Origin of the sequence: Thioclava sp. DLFJ4-1 (genome assembly GCF_002020145.1) — a bacterium.
Taxonomy (GTDB): Bacteria; Pseudomonadota; Alphaproteobacteria; order Rhodobacterales; family Rhodobacteraceae; genus Thioclava; species Thioclava sediminum.
The window spans coordinates 195,685-219,043 of the sequence record NZ_MPZT01000003.1; the positions used below are offsets into that span (position 1 = coordinate 195,685).

24 protein-coding genes are annotated in these 23,359 nt (G+C 65.2%); 9 read left to right on the forward strand and 15 right to left on the reverse strand.

Translation table 11 applies throughout. The features are described 5' to 3' along the window. Positions 1-6: 6 nt before the first annotated feature. From modC to BMI85_RS10785, 7 genes are all read right to left on the reverse strand, one after another. Positions 7-1,083, reverse strand: a complete 1,077-nt coding sequence (modC, locus tag BMI85_RS10755; RefSeq protein WP_143595071.1) for a molybdenum ABC transporter ATP-binding protein — start codon at positions 1,081-1,083, stop codon at positions 7-9. Continuing rightward, positions 1,083-1,778, reverse strand: a complete 696-nt coding sequence (gene modB / locus BMI85_RS10760; RefSeq protein ID WP_078601296.1) for a molybdate ABC transporter permease subunit — start codon at positions 1,776-1,778, stop codon at positions 1,083-1,085. Before modB ends, modC begins: the two co-directional genes overlap by 1 nt. Next, positions 1,775-2,524, reverse strand: coding sequence for a molybdate ABC transporter substrate-binding protein (gene modA, locus BMI85_RS10765; protein WP_078601297.1), 750 nt, complete (start codon positions 2,522-2,524; stop codon positions 1,775-1,777). Before modA ends, modB begins: the two co-directional genes overlap by 4 nt. Before the next feature lie 140 nt (positions 2,525-2,664). Next, a complete protein-coding gene (locus BMI85_RS10770) occupies positions 2,665-3,765 on the reverse strand; it encodes a c-type cytochrome (protein WP_078601298.1) in 1,101 nt (366 codons plus the stop codon). Further along, positions 3,762-5,042: a c-type cytochrome gene (locus BMI85_RS10775; protein WP_168174778.1), complete on the reverse strand. Its 1,281-nt coding sequence runs from the start codon at positions 5,040-5,042 to the stop codon at positions 3,762-3,764. Before BMI85_RS10775 ends, BMI85_RS10770 begins: the two co-directional genes overlap by 4 nt. Positions 5,043-5,058: 16 nt before the next feature. Further along, entirely contained in the window at positions 5,059-5,712 is a 654-nt protein-coding gene (locus tag BMI85_RS10780) for a cbb3-type cytochrome c oxidase subunit II (RefSeq protein WP_078601300.1), read from the reverse strand. Then, on the reverse strand, positions 5,709-7,283 hold the full coding sequence (locus BMI85_RS10785; protein WP_244176647.1) for a cbb3-type cytochrome c oxidase subunit I: 1,575 nt from the start codon (positions 7,281-7,283) through the stop codon (positions 5,709-5,711). Before BMI85_RS10785 ends, BMI85_RS10780 begins: the two co-directional genes overlap by 4 nt. A 630-nt stretch (positions 7,284-7,913) precedes the next feature. Between BMI85_RS10785 and BMI85_RS10790 the strand changes: the two genes are divergently transcribed. Both BMI85_RS10790 and BMI85_RS10795 read left to right on the forward strand, forming a co-directional pair. After that, positions 7,914-8,243: a DUF202 domain-containing protein gene (locus BMI85_RS10790; protein ID WP_246832542.1), complete on the forward strand. Its 330-nt coding sequence runs from the start codon at positions 7,914-7,916 to the stop codon at positions 8,241-8,243. 60 nt (positions 8,244-8,303) lie between these two features. Next, positions 8,304-9,149, forward strand: a complete 846-nt coding sequence (locus tag BMI85_RS10795; RefSeq protein WP_078601301.1) for a fumarylacetoacetate hydrolase family protein — start codon at positions 8,304-8,306, stop codon at positions 9,147-9,149. Positions 9,150-9,210: 61 nt separating this feature from the next. Here BMI85_RS10795 and kdsA read toward each other — a convergent pair whose 3' ends face one another. The 3 genes from kdsA to BMI85_RS10810 are packed head-to-tail and all read right to left on the reverse strand — an operon-like array spanning position 9,211 to position 12,533. Beyond that, a complete protein-coding gene (gene kdsA, locus BMI85_RS10800; RefSeq protein WP_078601302.1) occupies positions 9,211-10,044 on the reverse strand; it encodes a 3-deoxy-8-phosphooctulonate synthase in 834 nt (277 codons plus the stop codon). 37 nt (positions 10,045-10,081) lie between these two features. Continuing rightward, positions 10,082-11,896, reverse strand: coding sequence for a capsule biosynthesis protein (locus BMI85_RS10805; protein WP_078601303.1), 1,815 nt, complete (start codon positions 11,894-11,896; stop codon positions 10,082-10,084). Continuing rightward, positions 11,880-12,533 carry an ATP-binding cassette domain-containing protein gene (locus BMI85_RS10810; protein ID WP_078540654.1) on the reverse strand — a complete coding sequence of 218 codons (654 nt, stop codon included), beginning with the start codon at positions 12,531-12,533 and terminating at the stop codon, positions 11,880-11,882. Before BMI85_RS10810 ends, BMI85_RS10805 begins: the two co-directional genes overlap by 17 nt. 155 nt (positions 12,534-12,688) lie before the next feature. Here BMI85_RS10810 and BMI85_RS10815 point away from each other — a divergent pair, with 155 nt between their 5' ends. Next, on the forward strand, positions 12,689-13,270 hold the full coding sequence (locus tag BMI85_RS10815; protein WP_078601304.1) for a uracil-DNA glycosylase family protein: 582 nt from the start codon (positions 12,689-12,691) through the stop codon (positions 13,268-13,270). Next, positions 13,267-14,067: an SseB family protein gene (locus BMI85_RS10820; protein WP_078540658.1), complete on the forward strand. Its 801-nt coding sequence runs from the start codon at positions 13,267-13,269 to the stop codon at positions 14,065-14,067. Before BMI85_RS10815 ends, BMI85_RS10820 begins: the two co-directional genes overlap by 4 nt. A 21-nt stretch (positions 14,068-14,088) precedes the next feature. Here the strand turns inward: BMI85_RS10820 and BMI85_RS10825 are convergent, their stop codons facing one another. Next, on the reverse strand, positions 14,089-14,997 hold the full coding sequence (locus BMI85_RS10825) for a formate/nitrite transporter family protein (protein WP_078601305.1): 909 nt from the start codon (positions 14,995-14,997) through the stop codon (positions 14,089-14,091). A gap of 51 nt (positions 14,998-15,048) precedes the next feature. Further along, positions 15,049-16,023 (reverse strand): Gfo/Idh/MocA family oxidoreductase, encoded by a 975-nt coding sequence (locus tag BMI85_RS10830; protein WP_078601306.1) that lies wholly within the window; start codon positions 16,021-16,023, stop codon positions 15,049-15,051. Between the two features lie 118 nt (positions 16,024-16,141). On the opposite strand from BMI85_RS10830, the gene BMI85_RS10835 reads away from it, so the two are divergent. Next, a complete protein-coding gene (locus tag BMI85_RS10835; RefSeq protein WP_078601307.1) occupies positions 16,142-16,375 on the forward strand; it encodes a hypothetical protein in 234 nt (77 codons plus the stop codon). A 79-nt stretch (positions 16,376-16,454) separates the two neighbouring features. Here the strand turns inward: BMI85_RS10835 and rpoH are convergent, their stop codons facing one another. The 3 genes from rpoH to BMI85_RS10850 form a co-directional block, all read right to left on the reverse strand. Then, positions 16,455-17,354 carry an RNA polymerase sigma factor RpoH gene (rpoH, locus tag BMI85_RS10840; protein WP_078601308.1) on the reverse strand — a complete coding sequence of 300 codons (900 nt, stop codon included), beginning with the start codon at positions 17,352-17,354 and terminating at the stop codon, positions 16,455-16,457. A 178-nt stretch (positions 17,355-17,532) separates the two neighbouring features. After that, positions 17,533-18,975 (reverse strand): cardiolipin synthase, encoded by a 1,443-nt coding sequence (gene cls, locus BMI85_RS10845; RefSeq protein WP_078601309.1) that lies wholly within the window; start codon positions 18,973-18,975, stop codon positions 17,533-17,535. Beyond that, positions 18,972-20,024 carry an RluA family pseudouridine synthase gene (locus BMI85_RS10850; protein WP_078601310.1) on the reverse strand — a complete coding sequence of 351 codons (1,053 nt, stop codon included), beginning with the start codon at positions 20,022-20,024 and terminating at the stop codon, positions 18,972-18,974. The genes cls and BMI85_RS10850 overlap by 4 nt, the downstream gene beginning before the upstream one ends. On the opposite strand from BMI85_RS10850, the gene BMI85_RS10855 reads away from it, so the two are divergent. From BMI85_RS10855 to lnt, 4 genes are all read left to right on the forward strand, one after another. Further along, on the forward strand, positions 20,023-20,358 hold the full coding sequence (locus BMI85_RS10855; RefSeq protein WP_078550118.1) for a DUF6476 family protein: 336 nt from the start codon (positions 20,023-20,025) through the stop codon (positions 20,356-20,358). The two genes, BMI85_RS10850 and BMI85_RS10855, sit on opposite strands and share 2 nt — an antisense overlap. Beyond that, positions 20,348-20,845 carry an rRNA maturation RNase YbeY gene (ybeY, locus tag BMI85_RS10860; RefSeq protein WP_078601311.1) on the forward strand — a complete coding sequence of 166 codons (498 nt, stop codon included), beginning with the start codon at positions 20,348-20,350 and terminating at the stop codon, positions 20,843-20,845. Before BMI85_RS10855 ends, ybeY begins: the two co-directional genes overlap by 11 nt. Before the next feature lie 162 nt (positions 20,846-21,007). Continuing rightward, positions 21,008-21,775: a hemolysin family protein gene (locus BMI85_RS10865; RefSeq protein WP_232621786.1), complete on the forward strand. Its 768-nt coding sequence runs from the start codon at positions 21,008-21,010 to the stop codon at positions 21,773-21,775. An 18-nt stretch (positions 21,776-21,793) separates the two neighbouring features. Continuing rightward, complete coding sequence (gene lnt / locus BMI85_RS10870) at positions 21,794-23,359, forward strand: apolipoprotein N-acyltransferase (protein WP_078601312.1); 1,566 nt, start codon at positions 21,794-21,796, stop codon at positions 23,357-23,359.

Genomic DNA, 23,359 nt, shown 5'->3' on the forward strand with positions numbered 1-23,359 from the left:
ACCCCGCTAGCCCACATCCTCGGAGGCCACCGACATCGCCTTGATGATCGCGTGGCACGCCATCCCCTCGGTCAGGCGAAGTGCCTCGACCGAGCGGGTGGTGAGCCGGGCCAGCAGATGCTCGTCGCCCATCTTCAGGCGCACGTAGACGCTCGGCGGATCGGCGGGGCGCAGCTCCGCGACCGTGACGGGCAGGATGTTGAGCGCCGAGAGGCCTTCGGGGCGACCCACCGCCAGCGTCACGTCGCCCGCATGGATGCGCAGCCGCAGCGATTGGCCGGGCTGGCCTGCCGGATAGGGCAGCAGAACCGGCCCGCCCGCGGTCTCGATCCGGGCCAGCCCATCGGCCTCCTGCGCCTGAACCCGGCCCGAGATCACCGCGCCTGCTTCGCGCTGCCCGAGCGCGGGGGCAAGTGTCGGGTCAGACAGGATTTCGCGCGCCGGGCCGAAGCCGCGCAGGCGTCCGGTCTCGATCAGCACGATCGAAGTCGCAAGCCGGGCGACCTCGGCGGGGGCGTGGCTGACATAGAGAATTGGAAGTTTAACTTCGTCCCGTAACCGCTCGATATACGGCAGAATTTCCGCCTTACGCGCGGCATCCAGCGCGGCGAGCGGTTCGTCCATCAGCAGCATGCGCGGGTTCGACAGGATCGCGCGTCCCACGGCGACACGGCTCTTCTCGCCGCCCGAAAGTGCGGCCGGACGGCGGTCCAGCAGCGCGCCGAGGCCGAGCATCTCGATGATGCGGTCGAACTCCGGCGCGGTCTTGGACGTGTTGAAACGCTGCCCGTAGAGCAGGTTCGATTTGACGCTCAGATGCGGGAAAAGCCGGGTGTCCTGAAAGACATAGCCGATGCGGCGCTTGTGGGGCGGCAGGCAGATCCCGGCCTCGGTGTCGAGCAGCACCTCGCCATTCACCACGATCCGCCCCCGGTCGGGACGCAGCAGCCCTGCGACCGCGTTCACCACCGTCGTCTTGCCCGCGCCGGACGGGCCGAACAGCGCGGTCACGCCTTCGGGCGCGGTGAAATCGACGTCCAGATCGAGCGCGGGCAGGCGATGGCTGAGCGAGATTTCCAGCATCAGTTCTGCCCCGCGATGCGCGCCGAGATCCGTCGCGCCAGCCATTCCGAGACCAACAGCGCGCCAAGCGCGAGCGTGACCGAGATCACCACCAGCCGCGCGGCATCCGCCTCGCCGCCCGGCACCTGCAATTGCGAATAAATCGCGAGCGGCAGGGTCTGGGTCTGGCCGGGGATATTCGACACGAAGGTGATCGTCGCGCCGAATTCGCCCATCGCCTTGGCGAAGGCGGTAATGCTGCCCGCGAGGATGCCGGGCAGGATCAGGGGCAGGGTGATCGTTGCGAAACTCGCGATGCGCGAAGCCCCGAGGGTTGAGGCCGCCTGTTCCAGCTTTGGGTCGACCGCCTCGATCGCGAGCCGGATCGCGCGCACCATCAGCGGAAAGGCCATGATCCCGGCAGCCAGCGCCGCCCCGCGCCACGAGAAGGCCACCGTGATCCCGATCTTCGCCAGCGCCGCCCCGATTATCCCGTTCGGCGCGAAGCCGATCAGCAGCAGGTAGCCGGTGACGACGGGCGGCAGGATTAGCGGCAGATGCACCAGCCCGTTGACGAGGCTGCGCCCGGGAAAGCGCCAGCGGGCCAGCGCATAGGCCACGAACAGCCCCGGCGGCAGCGACAACAGCGTCGCCCAGCCTGCCACTTTCAGCGACAGGACAACCGCTTGCCAGTCGGAGGGCGACAGCCAGCTCATTTCAGCGTCTCGAAGCCTTGCTCGTGGAAGATTTTCGCGGCTTCATCGGATTTCAGCTCGGCGTAGAAGCTTTTGGCCGCGTCGCTCTCGGTGAGGCGGGCCGCGGGGTAGCGGATCGGCGGGTGGCTGTCCGCAGGGAAGGTCGCCACGACATGCACGCGCGGCTCGGCCACGGCATCGGTCGCGTAGGTGATGCCATAGGGTGCTGCGCCAAGCGCCACCATCGCGAGCGTCGCGCGTACGTTATCGGCCTGCGCGACCTCGGGTTCCACCTTGGTCCAGAGGCCGTAATGCTCCAGCGCCGCCTTGCCGTATTGCCCCGCAGGCACCGCGTTCACCAGCGACATCGCGAGCTTGCCACCCTGCAGGAGCGCTTTGAGGTCCAGATCCGGCGAGATCGTCACCGGCGCGGCCTTCGGGTCATGGGCGATCAGCACGAGGTGGTTGGCCAGCAGATCCTCCTGCGTCTCGATGCGGCCTGTCTTCGCGACCGTCTCCATCCAGCCGGGATTGGCGGAGATGTAGATGTCGGCGGGCGCCCCGGCGGCGATCTGACGGGCCAGCGCGCCCGAGCCCGCGTAGGAGATATGCGCCACATCGCCGGTCTGGGCTTCCCAGCCTTTCGCCACCTGATCGAGCGCGGTCTTCATCGAGGCGGCGGCGAAGATCGTGACGTCTTCGGCGCTGGCGGGCAGCGCGACGCTCGCCGGGATCAGCGCAAGGGCGAGGATGCGGGGCAGGGACATGGGGCCTCCTTCGATATGTTCCGCCATACATATTGCAGCGCGGGCCGCCAAAGGCAAGCGCACGGAGAGCCGATTGGGGCGCAAAAAAATGGGCCGGCGCATCGCTGCGCCGGCCCGTTCGGGTCGTCTAAGGGAAAGGCTTAGCCGCCCGAGTTTTCGTTTTGCGCGGGCACGGAGGCCTGATCGCCCGAAGGGTAGCCCGGCCCCATCAGCTCCCCATCGACTTTCTTGCCGTAGAAGCCCTGGTGCTTGTGGTGCCATTTGTCGAAGGCGTCCTTCACCGTCACGTCGCCGATCTGGCGCGGGTCGTTCGGGCGCGGATGGCTGTCGACGAAGGCGGCCACGTCCCAGGCTTCCTGCACGCTGAGCTTGTTCGGCTCCGACAGCGGCATGTTGTGCTTGATGAAGGCAGCGGCTGCGTCGACCTTGTGCATGCCCGCGCCCCAGTTGAAGCTATGCGGTCCCCAGAGCGGCGGGAAGACGACCTTGCCGTTGATGTCCTTCTGGCCCTGACCGTCGGCGCCGTGGCAGACCGCGCAGTTTTGAGCGAAGACCTCTTCGCCGCGCTGGCGCGAGGGCTCTTGCGCGGGCTTGTCGATCTTGCCGAAGCCTGCGCCTTCCGGTTTCTCGCCCGTGGGCAGCCCCTTGGACATCCAGAAGAAATAGGCCTGCAGGTCGCGATAGACATCCGAGCCATAGGGCGGCGGGCCACCCGAGGGCGAGCCTTGCGCGTTCATCGAATAGGTGAAGCAGCCCTTGATGCGGTCCTCCATGGTATTCACCATTTTGTTCTTGCCGCGATATTTCGGATAGACCGGGTAGGCGGCCCACATCGGCGCGGAATAGGCCTGACGGCCCGCATCGAGGTGGCAGTTCGAACAGGACAGGTCGTTACCCACGAAGTCATGCGCGTTGGTGCCCGTGTCGTTGAAAATCGCCATGCCGCGGCGCACCGATTTGCCGAAATCGTCATCGGGGATGGTGCTTTCCGCAGGCGGCTGGAACAGCGCGGCCTGCTTGCCGTCGCCGCCGCTTTGCGCCGCGGCGGTCTCGGCTTCGCTCTGGTCGCGGGTGGCGCCTGTCAGCCAGCTGGGGGCGAGGCCGAAATCGACGAGGAGCGAGCCCAGCACGACCAGCACGAGGCCGCCGCCCACCGCGAGGATCGCCCGCAGCACGGTTTGCCCGCGGGAGGATTTGGTCTCCCCGCGCGGAGGGATATCGGACGGGTGCTTGTTACTCATTGATCCACTCCTTCACGGACCGGGATGTTGCTCTCCATCGCGGCCAGTTCGGTTTTGTCCATCGCCGGCATCGGGGCGAGCGAGGCGAGGTAATCGGCCACGGCGCGGCGATCGGAGTCGTTCAGGGCCTTGCCGATCCCTGCCATCAGGCCGAGCGGCGAGTTATGGCGCGCGCCGCCTGCCCACATCGCGAGCTGATGCGCGACGTAGCTGGGCTGTTGCGCGGCGATCCCGGGGAAGTTCGGCGCGACGCCGACGCCCGAGGGCCCGTGACAGGTGAAGCAGGCCGGAACGCCGATCGACCAGTCGCCCTGTTTGGCGAGCTGCGCGCCGCGCTTGAGATCGCCCTGCAGCGACGGTTTCGCGCCCGAGGGGCTGCTCATGCTCGCGTAGTAATTGGCCAGCTCGCCGATCTCGCGATCGGTCAGACCCTTGGCGACATAGGCCATGGAGTCGTTGAACCGGGTGCCTCTCTGGAAGTCATGCAGCTGCTTGGCCAGATAGGGCGCCGGAAGACCCGCCAGACGCGGCACGGTCTCGATGCCTTCACCCTTGTCGCCGTGGCAGCTTGCGCAGGCCCAGACGGTATCGGTGCCTTTGCCCACAAGCTGCGCGACACGCTCGGAATCGGCGCCCTGATCGGCCGCTTCGGAGTTCGGCTGCGCGGGCAGGTCGTTGATCAGCCCGGCAAGCCCGGCTCCGCCATCGAACGGGTCCTTGTCGCCTGCGACCTTGCGGATATCGGCCACCTCGGGGGCGCTGATGGTCTTGGCGTCGTCATTGAGCCCGGTCGCGACATAGGACGCGATTTCGGAAATCTCGGTGTCGCTGAGAACCGAGCCGAAGGCGGGCATCTGGCCCTCATAGCCATCGCCATTGACGTTGAGCTTGCCGCCGATGCCGCGCATCACGATATGGGTCACGGCTTTCGCGCCGCCCAGCTTCACGACATCCGAGCCGTGCAGCGGAGGGAAGGCGCCGGCTACGCCTTCGCCCGCATCGCCGTGGCAGGTGGCGCAATTGTCGGCAAACAGCGTCTTGCCCGCGTCGAGATCGGGGGCCGCGGCCTGAGCGAGTTTGGTGCTATCCTCCTTGGCCACCTCTTCTTGCGTCTTGTCGGCAACCTGAACGGCGGTGCTGGTCTGGACCAGCATGATCACCCCCCAGATCGCGAGCGCGATCGCGATCGAATAGACGGGCCACGGGATGCGGCGGGTTTCCTCGAACGGCTCGAAGGTTTCGTCGGGACGCCGGGGATCGGGTTTCTTATCGGTCATTCTTGTCTCCCTGGTCTCAGTTCGAGGCCGTGGTGGCATCGGTCGCGTCGCGTTGCTTTTCGGCGATCAGCGCGTAGCCGTTGTCGCGCAGACCGTCCTTCGGCGGGGCGTATTGGCGCTTCATGCCCTGCAGATAGGTCACGAGGTCGAGCGCATCCTGCTTGGCCACGATCACACCGGATTTGGGCGCGTATTTCGCGGGCAGCTTGACCACCACATCGTCGGGCTCGGCCTTGTCCTTATGCTCGAAGAGGTAGGGATAGGCGGGCATGATCGACCAGCTCGCGATGGTGCGGGGCTGGTAGAGGTGGGTCAGCTGCCAGGCCTGCGAGGGCAGGCGGTCGCCGATATCCATCAGGTCCGGCCCGGTGCGCATCGTGCCCAGCTGATGGGGGTCGTCATAGGCATAGTCGCCCGCGACCGAGGCGCGGCCCCAGCCACGTTCGGCATCGGGGGCCTGCGCCAGCGAGCGCGGCTGCTGCGAGTGGCAGTAGAGGCAGCCCATCGAGACATAGACGGCACGTCCGCGCGCCTCGGCCTCGGTGTAGGGTTTGAGCCCCTGCGACGGGCCTTGCGCGCTGATCTGCATGCCCGGCGCGATCACCAGGAACAGGGTCGCGAGCGCAAGGATCGCCAGCGCCGTGATTGCGAGAGGAAGATAGCGGTTCATTCTGCAGCCACCATGTTTTCGGTTTCGGTCTCACGGGTCTTCTTGGCGAAGCCGATCGCGATGAGGTTGATCGCCAGCAGCACGTGGCCCAGCGTCATCAGCCCGCCGCCGAGCGAACGGCCTTCGAGATAGGGCTTGAGCAGGATCACGCTGTCGGCGAAGGGCTTGGTCGCATCGAGCTGGGCGAGGCCCTGCAGGATGCCGCCGATGGTCAGCGAGAAGAAGTAGACGGCAAAGCCGATCACGTTCAGCCAGAAGTGCCATGCGATCATGCGCGGGAAGGGCCAGTATTTGCCCGTTGCGCGCGGCACGATCTGGTAGATCGCGCCCATCAGCACCAGCGACACGAAGGCATAGGCGCCTAGGTGTGCGTGCGCCACCGTGTAATGGGTGAAGTGGGTGATCGTGTTGACCGAGCGCAGCGCCTCGATCGAGCCCTGGAACGAGGCCAGCGTGTACATCACCGCCCCGAAGGAGATGAAGCGCAGCGGCATCGACTCCTTGAGCGCCCAGAGGTTGCTCGCCACCGTGACGTGCTGGTTGATCGCCACCGCGATGACGGGGACGAACATCATCACCGAATGCACGACCGAGAGCGTCACCAGCCAGGTGGGGACGGGGCCGCCGATCAGGTGGTGGATGCCGACCTGGCTGTAGAACAGCGCCAGCGCCCAGAAGCCCACCAGCGACAGCGCGTAGGAATAGACCGGTTTACCGATGATTTTCGGGATGAAGTAATAGGCCGTGCCCACGCCCAGCGGCGTCAGCCACAGGCCCAGCACGTTGTGGGCATACCACCAGTTCATCGTGGCCTGCTCGACGCCGTGATGGACGCCGGGGATGTTGGCGACGATGAACAGCACCGGGAACCACAGCACGCCTGCGAGGAAGTACCAGCCCGAGACATAGATGTGATGGACGTTGCGGTTCTTCGCGGTCGCGATCAGCGGGGCCACGAAGCACGCCGCGCCGGCGGCGAGGATGATGTCGATCTGCCACGGGATCTCGAGCCATTCGAGACCGTCGGTCCAGCCGTTCGCGATGGCCAGAACGCCAGCCGCCAGACCAATGTTCCACAGCACGATCCCGACCTTCAGAAGGCCCGTCATGCGCAGGTTGGTGCGGAAGATGCGCGGGATGATCCAGCACACGGCGGCAAGCCCGCCCTGGCTCGCCCAGCCATAGGCGACCGAGTTCAGGTGCACCGTGCGCATCCGCCCGAAGGTCATCTGCGCGGTGCCTGACATCAGGTCGGGCAGGTGGAGTTCCAGCGAGGCGGCCAGCCCGTGCAGCGAGCCGTAGATCAGCCAGAACACCGCCGCCGCGATGAGCCACATCACGACGCTGGAAGAGTTCGCATCGATGCCGCTGCGGGCGGTGTCGAAATGGTGGGGCTTGTCGGGATAGTCGATATCCGCGCCCTCGCCGGGCTCGAAAATGGTCCGCGCGTCATCGGCGTCTGGCGTGTGGACCTGCTTGTTCGCGATCGCCCAGATCAGGATCGTCAACGCCAGAAGCGAGATGACGAAGCTGAGCGCGAGCAGCAGGCCGAGCGTTTCGGTGATTTGCATAGGCTGGCTCCGGTGTCAGACTTGACCCGGGCCGAGCCGGTGCGACGCGTGGATGCTCGTCACTGTTCCATTCTCCCTTTAGCCCGGTTGGTCGGTTTGTTTTCATGTCTCTTTCACGAACAATGCACGGCAGCGTGATCAGTTCCAAACATGCATATGTTTGCAGATGTCGGGCGCGCCGACGCCCGCGCAGGGACGATCACGACCATGTGGCGCGGGGCCGTATGTTCGCGAACGCTAAGGATGATGCAGTCACGGGGGCGCGACCACCTCACCTCACGCGATGATGAATTTGGTTGAACGGACCCTGCGGCATGCTTTCCTGCGCGGAAAGCGCACGCGTCCGGGTGTGTCATATTTTTAACGCGGAAATCCGTCTTTGGGGCACTCGCAATGTGCTCCCGCGGTGCTGATCGGGGCAACGAATGCGTGATCCGTGCCTCACGTTTGCCGTGAGACGGGTTGAAGCGTGGGCCGAAGTTCCAAGGGCAAGGGCTGCGCGCCGATTTTCGGGACGCGGGAACCGACCGGGGCCTCGGGGCGATTCCGATGCACGAGCGGCGCGAAGGGCGGCCATTCAGGCACGCCCGCGACACGCCGCGACAGGTGCGATGGAAAGGCAGGATCACAGTGTCTTCGCAGGAGAATTTCAAAGACCACGCCGCGAATGAGCGGACCTTCCTGGCCTGGCTGCGCACGGCCATCGCGATCGTCGGCGTCGGGCTGACCGCCGCAAAGCTGACCCGGGCGGATATTCCCGGCTGGTCCGATCTTGCGATGGTGCTGAGCGGCGGGGTGGTTGTGATCCTCGCCTTCGTGCGGATGCGGATGCTGCGCTCCCTGATCGACGCCGAGGAAGCGCCGGACGAAAAAGGTACCAACTGGCCCGATCTTCTGCTCTTCGCGCTGGTGATCGCGCTCATGGTTCTACTCGGGATTTTCATCCTGCATGTCCGCTGACGCCCTTGCATCTTCGCCGCTGCGCGGGCTTGATGCCGCCAAAATGAAGGAGGACATCACATGAAACTTCTGCGTCATGGGCTGATCGGGGCCGAGAAACCGGGGCTGATGGACGATCAGGGCGTGATCCGCGACCTGTCGGGGCAGGTTGCCGATATCGGGGGCGCGGTGCTCTCGGATGACGGACTGGCCGCGATCGGCTCGCTCGATGCGTCGGAGCTGCCTGTCGTGCCCGAGGGCACGCGTCTGGGCGCGCCGGTGGCCGGGATCGGCAAGATGATCTGCATCGGGCTGAACTATGCCGATCACGCCGCGGAATCCGGTGCGCAGGTGCCGCCCGAGCCGCTGATCTTCATGAAGGCCACCTCCGCGATCCAAGGGCCGAACGATCCCATCGTGCTGCCGCGCGGCTCCGAGCAGACCGACTGGGAGGTCGAGCTGGGCATCGTGATCGGCAAGCCCGCGAAATACGTCTCGGAAGAAGATGCGATGGATTACGTCGCGGGTTTCGTGCTCGCCAATGACGTCTCCGAGCGCAGCTATCAAAAGGATCGCGCGGGCCAGTGGACCAAGGGCAAGAGCTGCGACAGCTTCGGCCCGCTCGGTCCGTATCTGGTGACCCGCGACTCCGTGGCCGATCCGCAGAAGCTGGCGATGAAGCTGAGCGTGAATGGCGAGGTGATGCAGAACGGCTCGACCGAGACGATGGTCTTCGGCGTGAAGACGCTGGTGAGCTACCTCAGCCAGTTCATGACGCTGCATCCGGGCGACGTGATCTCGACCGGCACCCCTCCGGGCGTCGCGATGGGCATGGAGACGCCGCGCTTCCTGCGTCCGGGCGACGTGGTGGAACTGGAGATCGAAGGTCTGGGCAAGCAGCGCGCCGAGGTCGTGGCCGACGCCTGATCCGATCGCAAAGAACAGGGCAGGGCGCGCGGGTTTCTCGCGCGCCCTTTTCTATGGGCGATTACAACCGGATCGGGTCGTCCTTGGCGATCCGGTCGAACTCCATCAGGGTCTGCACCAGCTTCGGCATCTGGTTCAGCGGGATCATGTTCGGCCCGTCCGAGGGCGCGGTATCGGGCGCTTCATGCGTCTCGATGAACACCCCCGCAATCCCGAGACTGACGGCGGCGCGCGCCATCACCGGCGCGAATTCGCGCTGGCCGCCCGAGGAACCGCCCTGACCGCCGGGCTGCTGCACCGAATGGGTCGCATCCATGATCACCGGGTAGCCGGTCTTGGCCATCTCGGGCAGGCCGCGCATATCGGCGACCAGCGTGTTGTAGCCAAACGACGTGCCGCGCTCGGTCAGCAGGATCTTCTCGTTGCCCTTCGAGGCGACCTTGTCGGCCACGTTCGGCATGTCCCACGGCGCGAGGAACTGGCCCTTCTTGATGTTCACCACGCATCCGGTCTCGCCCGCCGCCAAGAGCAGATCGGTCTGGCGGCACAGGAAGGCCGGGATCTGGATCACGTCGACCACGGCGCCGGCGATCCGGGCCTGCTCGGCGTCATGGATGTCGGTCAGCACCGGGCAACCGATCTCGGCGCGCACCTCTTCGAGGATCTTCAGACCCGCGTCGATGCCAAGGCCGCGCTTGCCTTTGAGGCTGGTGCGGTTGGCCTTGTCGTAGCTCGCCTTGAAGATGAACTGCGCGCCCGCCTGATCGCAGGCACGGGCCATTTCCTTCGCGATCATCATCGCGTGCTCGCGGCTTTCCAGCTGGCAGGGCCCGGCGATCACCGTCAGCGGGCGGTCGTTCGAGACGGTCAGCCCGCCGATTTTCACGTCTTTCATATCTCTCTCCGCAGCCTCGTGACGGGCCGCTCAGGGGTCAGCTCGAGACCTGCTCGCGCAGGACCGAAGCTGTGAGCGACAGCATCAGATAGATGCCCGAGAAGATCAGGAAAGCCAACAGCGTGTTCTCGAAAGCGCGCGGATAGGTGGGCTCGTCCGGGGCGACGGGGCGCACGCCCATCTCCAGATAGCGCACCTGCTTGTTCGCCTCGATGCGGGCGGTTTCCATCTGCTGGGCCGCCGCCGACAGCAGCATCTGCCGGGTCTGCAACTCGCCCTGAGCGATCTGCAGTTGGCCGGTGACGGCGGCGAGCGACTCGCCCCCCGTGGATTGCCGTGCGGTCGTCAGCTGGCTGCGCGTGGTGTCGAGAAGCGCCTGAATGCGCTTGATGTCGCCCTGCACGCCCGCGACCCGCGCCTGATTGGGCCGCGGATTGTCGAGCAGCTGCCCCAGTTCGAGACGCTTCTGCTGCAACTGGTTTTCCAGATTGGCGACCTGACCCATCACCATCGAATTTTCGCTGACGGGATCGAGCACGCCGACCTTTTCCTGCAGCTGCTGCACCTTGGATTGCGCCGCGAAGACCTTGGCCTCGGCATCCTCATAGCTTTCGCGCGCGCCCTTCATCTGGTCGTCGCGCAGCCGCGAAGTCAACTGGTCCACCTGCTGTTCGGCATAGGAGATCAGCGACTCGGAGAATTTCTGCGATTTCGCCGGATCGGGGGCGACCACTTCCATCTTCACGATGCCCTCGGAGGGGTCGTAGCCGATCTGCACCATCTTGGAATAGAGCCGGTAGGCCTGCTCGTCGGTCGCGTTTTCCGGCAGCCGCTGCAACGGGTCGATGCTCTGGTCCTCGAAGATCTTCTTGAACCCCTGATCGCGGTCGAGCCGCTTCATCGCATCGCGCGATTGCAGATAGGACTGCACCGTCACCGAGTCCTGATTGGTGGCGAGCTGCGTGCCCGAGAACAGCGAGCCCAGCCCGGAATTGCCCATCCCTTCGGCTTTCTGGATCACGAAGGCCGATTTCGTCGCATACATCGGCGTGGCCATCGCGAAGTAGTAATAGGCGGCCATCAGCGTCGGCAGTACCACGAAGAAGCCCAGCCGCGCGCCCAGCAGCATCAGCTTGCGGCGGCGGCGTTTGGCGATGTCGCGCTGGATGCGCAGGATCTCGGCGGCGCGGCGGTCCGCGTTCATCACCTCGGTGGAAGGGACCTGACCCTGCTTGATCGTCTGCGGCAGGTTCACGCGGGTATCGGCGCCCGGCCCGTCGGTGCGCGCCAGCGCCCGCGAGGTCGCCTCCGCCTCGCCGGGTTTCACCAGCGCCACGATATTCGAGCGGTCGAACGGGTCGATCCCGCGGCGGCGCAGGAGCAGCACGGCCTCGAAATCGGAACTGGCCTGAACGCCGTGTTTCTGGGCCATGCGGCGCGCGAGCCGCAACTGGCGGCCGGTCAGCCCTTCGGCGCGGATCGCGTCGATTTCTTCCTCGGGGGTGCGCTGGCCCGCGTCGATCACCTCGGAGTCGGTCTGGCCTGCGGTCGGGAATTTCTGATCGCGGAACCCGTCATCCTGCGGCTCGAACAAGTTGGACGGATCGTCCGGCTGGCGCTGCGGTTGCGGCTTGCGCTGTCGTTGCGGCTGCGGCGCCTCCGCGGAGGGCGCGCTTTGCGCAGCGGAGGCGGCGGAGGCATTGGAAGCGCGCGGCGTGGCAGGTTCGGAGGTCGCGTAGCCCGCGCCCGATTGCAGCGGCATAGCGCCCAGTTGCAGCGAGCCATCGCTCCCCGTGATCACCGGACCATCGCGGCGGATACGGAATTTCGGGGCCTTAGGACTGGTAGTCATACAACCGCTTCGCTTCTTCCAGAGTGTCGAACTGATAAAGTTGGCCGTCGCGCAGCACCGCCGCGCGATTGCAGAATTTCTCGATCGTGGCGGGCTGGTGCGAGACTACGACCACGGTGGAATCGCGCAGCCGGTCGCGCAGGATCGAACCTGCCTTTCGGTTGAACTCCACATCGGTGGTCGAGGGCATCCCCTCGTCGATCAGGTAAATGTCGAATTCCAGCGCCAGAAGCAGGGAAAACGTGAACCGCGCGCGCATCCCCGAACTGTAAGTGCCCACGGGCTGGTCGAAATATTCCGCGATGCCGGTCAGCCAGCGCGAGAAGGCTTCGACGTAATCGGGGTCGAGCCCGTAGAGCCGCGCGATGAAGCGGGCGTTTTCGCGGGCCGAGTGTTTCGAGACGACGCCGCCCATGAAGCCCAGCGGGAACGAGACGCGGCTGGTGCGGCGAATGTCGCCCTCGTCGGGCTTTTCGAGCCCTGCCATCATGTTGATGATCGTGGTTTTTCCGGTGCCGTTGGGCGCGAGAATGCCGAGGCTATGGCCCAATTCCACACGGAAGCTGGCGCGTTCGAGGATCACCTTGCGCTGCTTACCGGTCCAGAAGGATTTGGAGACGTTCTCGAATACGATCATAAGCTCTCGGTCCGGGTCTCCAATTATACGCGTCTCGCCACTAAATCACGGGGGGCGCAGGCTGAGAACCCACCTAACCTTGGATTTGGGCAGGATTATGTTCACTTGGAGGAGGGTTATGCAACGAGGAACACATTGACACCAGAGAGGAAACTATGACCCGACCCGTGCAAGAGGAGATCCGGGCCTGTCGCATCTGCGCGGCGCGGTTCCGCGCGACGGCCACGGGGCATTCTCCGCGACCCGTTGCGTGGTTCGGGGCGGGGGCGCGCGTGCTGATCGTGGGGCAGGCGCCGGGGCTTCGGGTGCATGAGACGGGTGTGCCGTTCAATGACCGCTCGGGGGACCGTCTGCGCGACTGGATGGGCGTGGACCGCGAGACCTTCTACGACACGGCCAGCATCGCGATCGCGCCGATGGCATTCTGCTTTCCGGGCTATGACGCGAAGGGCTCGGATCTGCCGCCGCCTTTGATCTGCGCCGAGACGTGGCGCGAGCGCGTGATGGCCGAGATTGGCCCGGTCGATCTGACGCTTCTGGTGGGCGGTGCCGCGCAGCGCTGGCATCTGGGCACGCGCAACGTGACGCAGACCGTGATGGGGTGGCGAGACCACGCGCCGCGCCTCTTCCCCTTGCCTCATCCGTCCTGGCGCAATACGGGATGGCTGAAGAAAAACCCGTGGTTCGAGGCCGACCTGCTGCCGGTCCTGCGCGCGCGGGTGAAGGAGCTGACATGACCCCCTATGACCGCGCCCATGCCGCGATGGAAGCCGAACCCGATAACGAGGCCAAGCGCCTCGCCGTGTTCGACCGTCTCGCCGATGCCGAGTTGTTCCTGCTGCTCGAGGAAGAACCCGAGGACGAAAACATCAAGCCGCAGGTGTTCTCCACCGAAGAGGGCGACTTCGTCCTCGTCTTCGACACCGAGGATCGTCTGGGCGAATTCGCCGACGGCCCGCAGCCCTATGCGGCGCTGCCGGGCCGCGTGATCGCGCAGCATCTGGTGGGCGAGAATATCGGGTTGGGCGTCAATCTCGCGGTGGCGGACTCGGCGATGCTTCTGCCGCCCGAGGCGCTCGACTGGCTGACCGAGACGCTCGCGCATACGCCGTCCGAGGCGCAGGGCCGTCCGGTGGAATTCACCGCTCCGGGCCTGTCTCCCGCGGTGATCGCGCTGCTGCTACCCGCCTTCGAGGCGAAGCTGCATCAGCTCGCTGGCATCGCGCAGGCCGCGGTGCTGGGCGGCGTGACCTATGAGGACGGCCATCGGGGCCATGTGCTCGCGGTGATCGGCGCGCATGAGCATTTCCGCGCCGGGATCGCCAAGGCGATGGGCGAGGCGCTGACCTTCTCCGGGCTGGATGCGGGCGAGCTGGACGTGACCTTCCTCGAGCCCGAGGAAAAGGCCGCGCAGCTTCTGCTGGACAAAGGCCTCGTGCTGCATGTGCCCGAGCCGGAAGAGGAAGAGGTGCAGGAGATCGTTCCCGGTTCGGCCCCCGGCATGGACCCGAACAAGCCCCCGAAGCTGCGCTGAGGCGCGCCCGGCGGCGCTCGCTTATCGGTCGGACGCCGGGGCAGCCCCGTCCTGTTCGCCCGTCACCTCGTTCTTCACCTGACCCCATGTGAGCAGCGTGAAGACCGCCGTGCCGCCCGCGACATTGCCCGCCAGCACGGGCAGGAAGAACCGGCTGAACGCTTCGGCAAGGCTCATTTGCCCGGCCCAGACCAGCAGCCCTGCCTCGACCGAGCCTGCGATGACGTGGGCCGAGCCCGAGGCGGCGAGTAGCCATGTCATCGCGAGGATCACGAGGAAAGAGCTGCCCTGCGCGGCGGGCATGATCCACACCACGGCCGCGATGATGATCCCAGCAGGCATCGCGCGGTAGAAATTCTGCCCCATATCCCCATCGGTCGCGTGACGGGCCACCGCAAGCAGGCTGTCGGTCATCTCGTCGGGGATGACATGCGGGATGCTCAGGAAGCCCGAGGCGATCGCGCAGCCAAGCACGTTGGACGCGAGCACAATCGCCCAGAGCCGCAGCATCTTCAGCAGGCAGGTCAGCGAGCGGTCCGCCACCACGGGCAGCACGGTCGTGATCGTGTTCTCGGTAAACAGCTGCATCCGCCCGAAGATCACCACCATGAACCCGGCCGAATAGCCAAGCGACTCGACCAGTATCCGCCAATCCTCGTCAGGCAGACGGGCATGCAGGCTCGCCTGCGCGATGACCGAGAGGCTGATGAGGATGCCAGCGGCGAGACCCGACCACACGAGCGAGATCAGCGGGCGGTTCAGCTCCTCGTCGCCGTCATGGCGGATCACGGCATAGATCAGCCGCGCCGAGAGGCGCGACGCCTGCATCACCGAGCGCTTTTCGTGTCTTTCGCGCACGGCGTTGGAGGCTTTCGCGCCCTCGTCGTCGGACTGGTTCTGATCGTTACTTTGGGAACTATGTGATTTCATTCATCCTGAACACCGTCAGGCGTGCTTTGTTCCCAAGGCGCGTTTGTCTCGTCACGACGCGCTGGCGAACACCTTGTCGATCATCGCCTGCGTGCCGCGCGCGTCCTCGAGCGTCCACATATAGGGGGCGCCCTCGGTGACGTGGCGCACGAAGGCTTCCACCTGAATCACGTATTGATTCACGCCCGGATAGCGGATCACCTCGTCCGGTTTGCCCTTGCGGATCAGGGTGACTTCGGCCTGATCGAAGACATTCGCGTTGAACGGGCAGGTGAGGCGGATCACACCCTCGGAGCCCTGAAACACCGCTTCCTGACGCGGATGCAGCCGGGTCGAGGTCATCGCGCCATAGGTGAAGCGGCCCTTGTCGGAGATCATCTCACCGGTGACCTGTGCGAAGGTGTCGACATCGTTCTCGCGCTGGATGACGGCGCGCAGCTCGCGCGGCTCGGCCCGGGCTGCGAAACGCACGCAGGAATAGGCATAAACGCCGATATCGGGGATCGAGCCGCCGCCCATCTCCGGCTTGTTGCGGATATTGGTGGGGTCGGGGTTGTTGAAGGTGAAGGCCACATCGGCGTGACGCAGCTCGCCGATCGCGCCCGCGTCGAGCCAGTCGCGCACCTGCTGCCATTGCGGGTGATGCACGATCATATAGGCTTCGGTCGCGAATTTACCGGCGGCGTCGCGCGCGTCTATCAGCCCGTCGATCTCCTCGGCCTTCATCGCGATCGGCTTTTCGGTCAGCACATGCTTGCCCGCCGCCAGCGCCTTCTTCGTCCATTCGACATGGAGCGTGTTGGGCAGCGGGATATAGACCACGTCGATCTCGGGGTCGGCGAGCAGCGCGTCATAGCTGTCATGGACTTTAAGATCGGGCGCGAAGGCCTTGAACGGATCGGCTTTTTCAGGGCTCGACGTCGCGAGCGCCGCCAGCCGCGCGCCCTCAGCGGCGTGGATCGCCCGGCCCATATGCTCGCGCGCGAATTTCGCAGCCCCCAGAATGCCCCAGTTCAAAACGGTCATGTGATAGCCTCCCTTTCTCGCCGCGATGGTAGCGCAATCAGGACCGGGTGCAACGGGGGTGCGTTGACCGAGTGCCAAGCATCGCTAGGCTGGGTCGAAACGGAAGGGGGCGCCGGAGATGCGCGCGATCGGGATGCTTTTCAGCCTCGGGCTGACGCTTGCCTTCGGCTATGCCTATTACGCGCAATATTTTCGCTGGCGGGGCTGCTTCAACGAAATGGGGCGCTGCTTCGATCCGGCGGAGGGCGTGGTCTATCATGCGCAATCCGGCGCGATCTGGCTGGCGCTCACCTGCGTGGCCTTCGCCGTTTTCCTTTACCAATTTTGGCAAATGACGCGGGCGCGGCGATAGCTGCAGGCGCGGCACAAAGAAAATCGCCGCCCCCAGAAGGGAACGGCGAGATACTTCGACACTCGTTACAAATCGCGCGTCAGCCGGGCACGTTCATACCTTTTTCGCGTGCCAATTCGGTCATGCGCTTTTGCAGCTTCTCGAAGGCGCGGACCTCGATCTGGCGGATACGCTCGCGCGAGACGTCATAGACGCCCGAAAGCTCCTCCAGCGTGACCGGGTCGTCGCGCAGGCGGCGCTGCATCAGGATGTCCTTCTCGCGATCGTTGAGGACGTCCATCGCGTCCATCAGCATCTCGCGGCGGGCTTCCATCTCTTCGGTCTCGGCGTAAGCCTCGGCCTGATCGGCATCCTCGTCTTCGAGCCAATCCTGCCACTGCGCGGCCCCGCCTTCGTCACCGGCGCCGATCTGCGCGTTCAGCGAAGCGTCCGAGCCCGACATGCGCCGGTTCATCGAGATCACTTCTTCCTCGGTCACGTTCAGATCGGTCGCGATCTGCTTGACGTTCTCGGGGCGCATATCGCCGTCTTCATAAGCGCCGATCTTGGATTTCGCCTTGCGAAGGTTGAAGAACAGCTTCTTCTGCGCCGAGGTGGTGCCCAGTTTCACGAGGCTCCACGAGCGCAGGATGTATTCCTGAATCGCGGCGCGGATCCACCACATCGCGTAGGTCGCGAGGCGGAAACCCTTCTCGGGATCGAAGCGCTTCACGGCCTGCATCAGGCCGACATTGGCCTCCGAGATCACCTCGGCCTGCGGCAGGCCATAGCCGCGATAGCCCATCGCGATCTTCGCGGCGAGACGCAGGTGCGAGGTCACCATCTGGTGCGCGGCCTCGGTATCCTGATGATCGGCCCAACGCTTGGCCAGCATGTATTCTTGTTCCGGCTCCAGAAGCGGGAACTTCCGGATTTCCTGAAGATAGCGGTTCAGCCCCTGCTCAGGACTCGGGGCCGGAAGGTTTGTATAGCTCGTCATCGTCTCCCATGTCTCCCTTTTGGCGGCTGCTCAATATGGGGATATCTCCCCGTTCTTTCAAGAAACGCAGGGCAGTGGCGATTGGTTCACCGAAAGCCGCCCTGACGCAGTCGCATAGAAAGATCAACGTATCGTAACGGGATTTCCGTCGCGCATGTGTAAAAAAACATCTGACGCCTCACAAGATCGGGGCGAGGACCGACATCAGATTGTTGATGATTTTCCAGTGAAGGGGCCATTCCGCGATGCGTTCCGGGCCGATCCGGCGGGCCTGCGCGATCCAGTGACGCTGGCGTTCGCCAAGCGCGAGCCCCAGTTCGTTATCCTCGATCAGCACGCAGTTCTCGTAATTCAGCTCGAAGCTCCGCCGGTCGAGATTGGCCGAGCCGAGGATCGCGACGCGGCCATCGGCCAGCAGCGTCTTGGCGTGCAACAGGCCGGGCCCGTGCTCCCAGATCTCGACGCCCGCCTCGGCCAGCACCGGATAGAAGCTGCGCGCGGCATGGGCGACGAAGCGCGAGTCGTTGCGCCTTGGCACGATCACCTGCACCCGCACGCCCCGGCGCTTGGCGGCGCGCAGGGCGGAGGCGATCTCCTCGCCCGGCACGAAATAGGGGGTCGAGAGCGTCAGCGTCTCGCGCGCGGCTCCGATCACCGCAAGGAACACATCCGGCACCCCGCGCGTGTCCAGCATCGGCCCCGTCGCGAAGGCGACCGCTGTTCCGGGCCGCGCGGTCGGCGCGGCGGGGGTCGGGATCACGAGGTCCGAGATTTCCTCGTGGCTATGGGTCACCCAGTCGGTCGCGAAGATATGCTGATGCTGGGCGGCGAGCGGCCCCTCGATCCGCAGCATCACATCCGTCCAGGGGGCGAAGCGCGCCTTGATGCGGAATTCCGGGTCGGCAATGTTGCGCGAGCCGGCATAGGCCACATGCCCGTCGATCACGGCGAGCTTGCGGTGATTGCGCAGATCGATCCGCATCGTCGCCAGCTTGAAGAGCGGCCAGCGGAAGGAAAAGGCGATGGCGGTCTTCACGCCGGCCTTCTTCATTGCCTTCCAGTGCCGCGACTTGATGAAGGCGCGCGCGCCCAGCCCGTCGACGAGGACGCGCACTTGCACCCCGCGTTCCGCCGCACGGGTCAGCGCCTCGGCCATCGCGATGCCGGTCAGATCGCTCAGCCAGATATAGGTGATCAGGTGCACGCTCTGGGTGGCGGCGTCGATATCGGCAATCAGCGGTTCCAGCTGATCGGCCGGGTCGGGCAGGAAGGTGATCGCATCGCCGGTGCTGGGCGCATAGCCGTTGATGGCGGCGGCCCGCGCGAAGGCTGCGCGATATTCCGGCGTGACGGGCGCGAGGTCGTCGGGCTCGACCGGATCGGGGGCGGGCAGGGCGTCCACCGTCGCCTGCAGCTTGCGCGCGATGCGCTGGTTGAGCCGCGTCTCGCCGATCAGGATATAGAGGATGACGCCCAGAAACGGCACCGACAGGATCAGCACGGTCCAGCTTGCGCGCACCGCAGGCGGTTTGTCGGGTCGGGTGAGCACCCGCAACAGCGCGAGCACCTGAGAGCCGAAGTGAATCAGCAGCGTCAGAAGCTCGGCCCACCAGACGTTCACGGGCCCGTGCCGCCGGTTGGAGGCGCGGAGGCGGCGCGCAACGCGTCGATCAGCGCGGTCATGTCCTCGGGCAAGGGCGCCTCGAAGGACAGTTCCTCTTCGGTGACCGGATGGATGAAGCCCAAAGTCGCCGCATGGAGCGCCTGACGCGGGAAGGCGCGCACGACCTCTGCCGCCGCAGCTCCGACCGCTTTTTCGGAGATCTTGCGTTTGCCGCCATAGGTCTGATCGCCGATCAGCCCGTGGCCCGCATAGGCCATGTGGACGCGGATTTGGTGCGTGCGCCCGGTCTCCAGCCAGCAATCGATCAGCGCCGCCGTGCCGTTGAAATCCTCGATCGTGCGGGCGCGGGTGACAGCGTGACGGCCGCCATTGGCGACCACCGCTTGCTTCTGCCGGTCGGTCTTGTGGCGCGCAAGTTGGGTGACGATCTTCAGCACGCCGCCTTGCTCGAAGCTGACCCCGTTGAGCCCGCGCAGGCGCGGATCGGAGGCCTGCGGCACGCCATGGCAGAGCGCGCGGTAATGGCGATGCACCGTATGCGCCTCGAATTGCGCCGCCAGCCCGTGATGCGCCCGGTCCGATTTCGCGACGACCAGCAGCCCCGACGTATCCTTGTCGATGCGGTGCACGATGCCGGGGCGCGCCTCGCCGCCGATACCCGAGAGATTGCCGCCGAAATGGTGCAGCAGCGCGTTCACGAGCGTGCCTTCGGGCGTGCCGGGCGCGGGGTGGGTGACCATGCCCGCGGGCTTGTTCACCACGATGAGGTCGTCATCTTCCCACAGCACTTCGAGCGGAATGTCCTGCGCGACCGTCTCAACCTCTTTCGGAGGCTCCAGCGCGATCTGATAGACCTCGCCCTCGGCGACCTTGGTTTTCTGATCGGTCACGGCCACGCCCTCGCGGCTGACCGAGCCCTCCGCGATCAGTTTCGCCAGACGCGAGCGCGAGAGCGCCGCTTCCTCTGGCACAGCCGCCGCCAAGGCCTTATCAAGGCGGGGACCCATGCCGGGGCCGATCTCGATGCTGAGGATTTCCTTATTCATGTCCGACCTGCCTGACGAAGAGCCTGCCACCACGCTGCCACCCGATCTTCGCTTTCTCAAGATACTGGTGACCACGCTTGCGGCTGTGATGATCGTCGGGCTTGTAGCGATCGTGGCGCTGCTTGTCATCCGCTTGCAGCAACCCAATCCGCTGCCGCAACTGCCCGCCGCGATCACGCTGCCGGAGGGCGCTCAGGCCGAGGCCGTGACCTTCGCGCGCAACTATACCGTGGTGGTGACCGATGGGGGGCAAGTGCTGGTCTATGACAAGGCCGGGCAGCAGGTCGGCGATCTGACGCTTGGGGCTGAGGGCGGAATGACCGATGGAAATTGATCTCGAGATCGAAGACGCCCGCTGGGAGACTGTGGGGCTGGAAGACCTGATCACCCGCGCCGCAACGCTGGTGCTGGAGGATCGCGGGGTCGAAGCCGAGCTCTGCCGCCTATCGGTTCTCGCCTGTGACGACGCCCGCATCGCAGAACTGAACGGCGAATATCGCGACAAGGCGAAGCCGACGAACGTACTCAGCTGGCCCGCCGAGGAGCGCGGCGCGGATGAGCCGGGCACCCATCCCGAACCGCCCGCGCCCGATGTCTTCGGCGAGATCGAGCTCGGCGACCTCGCGATCGCCTATGAAACCTGCGCCCGAGAGGCTGAAGAACAAGGCAAATCCGTCGAAGATCACACGCTGCATTTGCTCATCCATGCGGTGCTGCATCTGTTGGGTTATGACCATATTCGCGACGAAGATGCGCAAGTTATGGAACAAATCGAAATCCGCCTTCTTGAAAGCGTAGGAATTCGTAACCCATATGTGTAAGACTAGACGCAACGCCGCGTCATCTTTCGGAAAGGAACAATGGGACAGGTCGCCGACGGAGTTACCTCCGCCAATACCGGTAGTTCGGAAAACGCAGAACCCGGTCAGTCTTCGGAGCCCGCTTCGCGCGGGTTGCTCAGCCGCTTTTTCGGGCAACGCCCCATGGAAGAAGAGGCCCCACAGGTAGAAATGCCGCCCAAACCCGCGCCAGCGCCGCTGGGGCTCGGGAACCTGCGCAAGATGCGGGTGGGCGATGTTGCCATTCCCAAAGTCGAGATCGAGGCCGTTCCGGTCTCCATCACCCGCGACGAGCTGGTGGAGAAGTTCCGTCAGCACGGCTATTCGCGTCTGCCGGTCTTCAAGGAAACGCTCGATACGCCGCTGGGCCTCGTTCACCTGAAGGACCTGGCGCTGGAATACGGCTTCGGCTCGGGCAATGGCCGGTTCTCGCTGCGCAAGCTGATCCGTCCGCTTCTCTATGTGCCGCCGTCGATGCCGATCGGTGTGCTTCTGCAGAAGATGCAGGTGCAGCGGACCCATATGGCGCTGGTGATCGACGAATATGGCGGGGTCGACGGTCTGCTCACCCTCGAGGATCTGATCGAACAGGTGATCGGCGAGATCGAGGATGAGCACGACGAGGCCGACGACGCTTATTGGCGCGAGGAAAAGCCCGGCCAATGGGTCGTGCAGGCCCGCGCGCCGGTCAACGAGTTCGAAGCGCAGATCGGGATGCGGCTGTCTGACGAGGAAGCCGATGACGAGATCGATTCGATGGGCGGTCTGGTCTTCATGCAGCTTGGCCGTGTGCCCGCCCGTGGCGAGGTCGTGGTGACCGAGAACGGCGTCGAATACGAGGTGGTCGATGCCGATCCGCGCCGGATCAAACGTCTGCGCGTGCGTCTGCCGGGAGTGGCGCCCGCCGAGTGAGCGGGCTATGACGCGCCCATGATCGCGACCCTCCGAGACGGCTTCCGTGCACCGTTGCGCCCGCGCTGGCAGAGCTTGGCTCTGGCAGCGCTTTTCGGTGTGTTGTTCGCCGCCGGGCAAGCGCCCTTGGGGCTTTGGTGGATCGCGTTGCCTGCTTTGGCGGCCTCGATCTGGTTCGCATCGGCCGAACGCTGGCGCGCCTCCACGATCTGGATCGGGTTCGCCACCGGCTTCGGCTATGCGCTGGCCGCGATGTTCTGGATCGTCGAGCCTTTCATGGTCGAGGCCGATGTCTATGGCTGGATGGCGCCGTTTGCGCTGGTCCTGATGGCTGCGGGCATGGGCGCGTTCTGGGCGATCGGCTACGGGCTCGGGGCCTATGCGGGGCAGGGGCCGCGCTCGCGTGCGCTCGGGATCGCGCTTGGCATGGCGGCCTCGGATGCGCTGCGCTCCTACGTTTTCACCGGGTTTCCGTGGGTGCTGGTCGGCCATATCTGGATCGGCACGCCGATCGCGCAGGCGGCGGCCTTTGTCGGGCCGCTGGGGCTGAGCCTGATCACGATGCTGGTCGCAAGCGCACCCGCGATGACGCGCGGGATGCGGATGCGCGCGGCGCTCGGGATCGTGGGCGCGGCGCTGGTGGTGTTGGTCGGGCTGTGGCTCGGCGGGGTGGCGCGGCTCAATGCGCCGGTGGCGCCGAGGCCCGAGCCGATCACCCTCCGTCTGGTGCAGCCCAACGCGCCGCAGAACCTGAAATGGCTGCCGGAATACCGGATGAAGTTCTTCCAGCGGCTGCTGGACCTGACGAAGGCCGATCCTGCGCCCGGCCAGCCGAAACCCGACCTGATCGTCTGGCCCGAGACGGCGGTGCCTTTCCTGCTCGACCGTCCGATGGGCGGGCTGGAGATGTCGACCGAGGCGGCAGGGGGCATTCCGCTCGCGATGGGGGTGCAGCGCAGTGAAGGTAGCCGCTATTTCAACTCGCTCGCCGTCATTACGCCCGATGACCAAATCGAGGCGCTTTACGACAAATCCCATCTGGTGCCGTTCGGCGAATACATGCCCTTCGGCGATACGCTGGCGAAGATCGGGATCACCGCCTTCGCGGCGCAGGTCGGCAATGGCTATTCGGCGGGGCCGGGGGAGAAGCTGCTGAACTTGGGCAAGCTCGGCCATGTTGCGCCGCTCATTTGCTACGAGGCGATCTTCCCGCAGGACCTGCGCGGCTTTTCGCAGCGCCCCGACTGGATCTTGCAGGTGACGAATGACGCGTGGTTCGGCACGCTTAGCGGTCCCTATCAGCATTTCGCGCAGGCGCGGCTGCGCGCGATCGAACAGGGCCTGCCGCTTGCGCGCGATGCCAATACCGGCGTCACCGCGATGGTCGACGCGAAGGGGCGGATCACGGCGAGTCTCGGGTTGGACAAAATGGGCAAGCTGGACGTCGAATTGCCGCCGAGCTTGCCGCCGACGCTCTATTCCAAGCTGGGTGACGCACCGTTCATAGCGCTGATTGTTGCAGCCTTAGCGCTTCTTTCAATCTTTGCGCGTATTTCGATTGACCCGACCGGCAGGCGCTCCTAG

Bases quoted from the DNA above. Each gene is read 5' to 3' on its own strand.
- lnt (WP_078601312.1), top strand. From the start codon at position 21,794: ATGATCGCGACCCTCCGAGACGGCTTCCGTGCACCGTTGCGCCCGCGC.
- BMI85_RS10855 (WP_078550118.1), top strand. From the start codon at position 20,023: ATGTCCGACCTGCCTGACGAAGAGCCTGCCACCACGCTGCCACCCGAT.
- BMI85_RS10835 (WP_078601307.1), top strand. From the start codon at position 16,142: ATGCGCGCGATCGGGATGCTTTTCAGCCTCGGGCTGACGCTTGCCTTC.
- kdsA (WP_078601302.1), bottom strand. From the start codon at position 10,044: ATGAAAGACGTGAAAATCGGCGGGCTGACCGTCTCGAACGACCGCCCG.
- BMI85_RS10770 (WP_078601298.1), bottom strand. From the start codon at position 3,765: ATGAGTAACAAGCACCCGTCCGATATCCCTCCGCGCGGGGAGACCAAA.
- BMI85_RS10820 (WP_078540658.1), top strand. From the start codon at position 13,267: ATGACCCCCTATGACCGCGCCCATGCCGCGATGGAAGCCGAACCCGAT.
- modC (WP_143595071.1), bottom strand. From the start codon at position 1,083: ATGCTGGAAATCTCGCTCAGCCATCGCCTGCCCGCGCTCGATCTGGAC.
- rpoH (WP_078601308.1), bottom strand. From the start codon at position 17,354: ATGACGAGCTATACAAACCTTCCGGCCCCGAGTCCTGAGCAGGGGCTG.
- BMI85_RS10780 (WP_078601300.1), bottom strand. From the start codon at position 5,712: ATGAACCGCTATCTTCCTCTCGCAATCACGGCGCTGGCGATCCTTGCG.
- modB (WP_078601296.1), bottom strand. From the start codon at position 1,778: ATGAGCTGGCTGTCGCCCTCCGACTGGCAAGCGGTTGTCCTGTCGCTG.
- modA (WP_078601297.1), bottom strand. From the start codon at position 2,524: ATGTCCCTGCCCCGCATCCTCGCCCTTGCGCTGATCCCGGCGAGCGTC.
- BMI85_RS10830 (WP_078601306.1), bottom strand. From the start codon at position 16,023: ATGACCGTTTTGAACTGGGGCATTCTGGGGGCTGCGAAATTCGCGCGC.
- BMI85_RS10865 (WP_232621786.1), top strand. From the start codon at position 21,008: ATGGAAGAAGAGGCCCCACAGGTAGAAATGCCGCCCAAACCCGCGCCA.
- BMI85_RS10825 (WP_078601305.1), bottom strand. From the start codon at position 14,997: ATGAAATCACATAGTTCCCAAAGTAACGATCAGAACCAGTCCGACGAC.
- ybeY (WP_078601311.1), top strand. From the start codon at position 20,348: ATGGAAATTGATCTCGAGATCGAAGACGCCCGCTGGGAGACTGTGGGG.
- BMI85_RS10810 (WP_078540654.1), bottom strand. From the start codon at position 12,533: ATGATCGTATTCGAGAACGTCTCCAAATCCTTCTGGACCGGTAAGCAG.
- BMI85_RS10805 (WP_078601303.1), bottom strand. From the start codon at position 11,896: ATGACTACCAGTCCTAAGGCCCCGAAATTCCGTATCCGCCGCGATGGT.
- BMI85_RS10795 (WP_078601301.1), top strand. From the start codon at position 8,304: ATGAAACTTCTGCGTCATGGGCTGATCGGGGCCGAGAAACCGGGGCTG.
- BMI85_RS10775 (WP_168174778.1), bottom strand. From the start codon at position 5,042: ATGACCGATAAGAAACCCGATCCCCGGCGTCCCGACGAAACCTTCGAG.
- BMI85_RS10850 (WP_078601310.1), bottom strand. From the start codon at position 20,024: ATGAATAAGGAAATCCTCAGCATCGAGATCGGCCCCGGCATGGGTCCC.
- BMI85_RS10785 (WP_244176647.1), bottom strand. From the start codon at position 7,283: ATGCAAATCACCGAAACGCTCGGCCTGCTGCTCGCGCTCAGCTTCGTC.
- BMI85_RS10815 (WP_078601304.1), top strand. From the start codon at position 12,689: ATGACCCGACCCGTGCAAGAGGAGATCCGGGCCTGTCGCATCTGCGCG.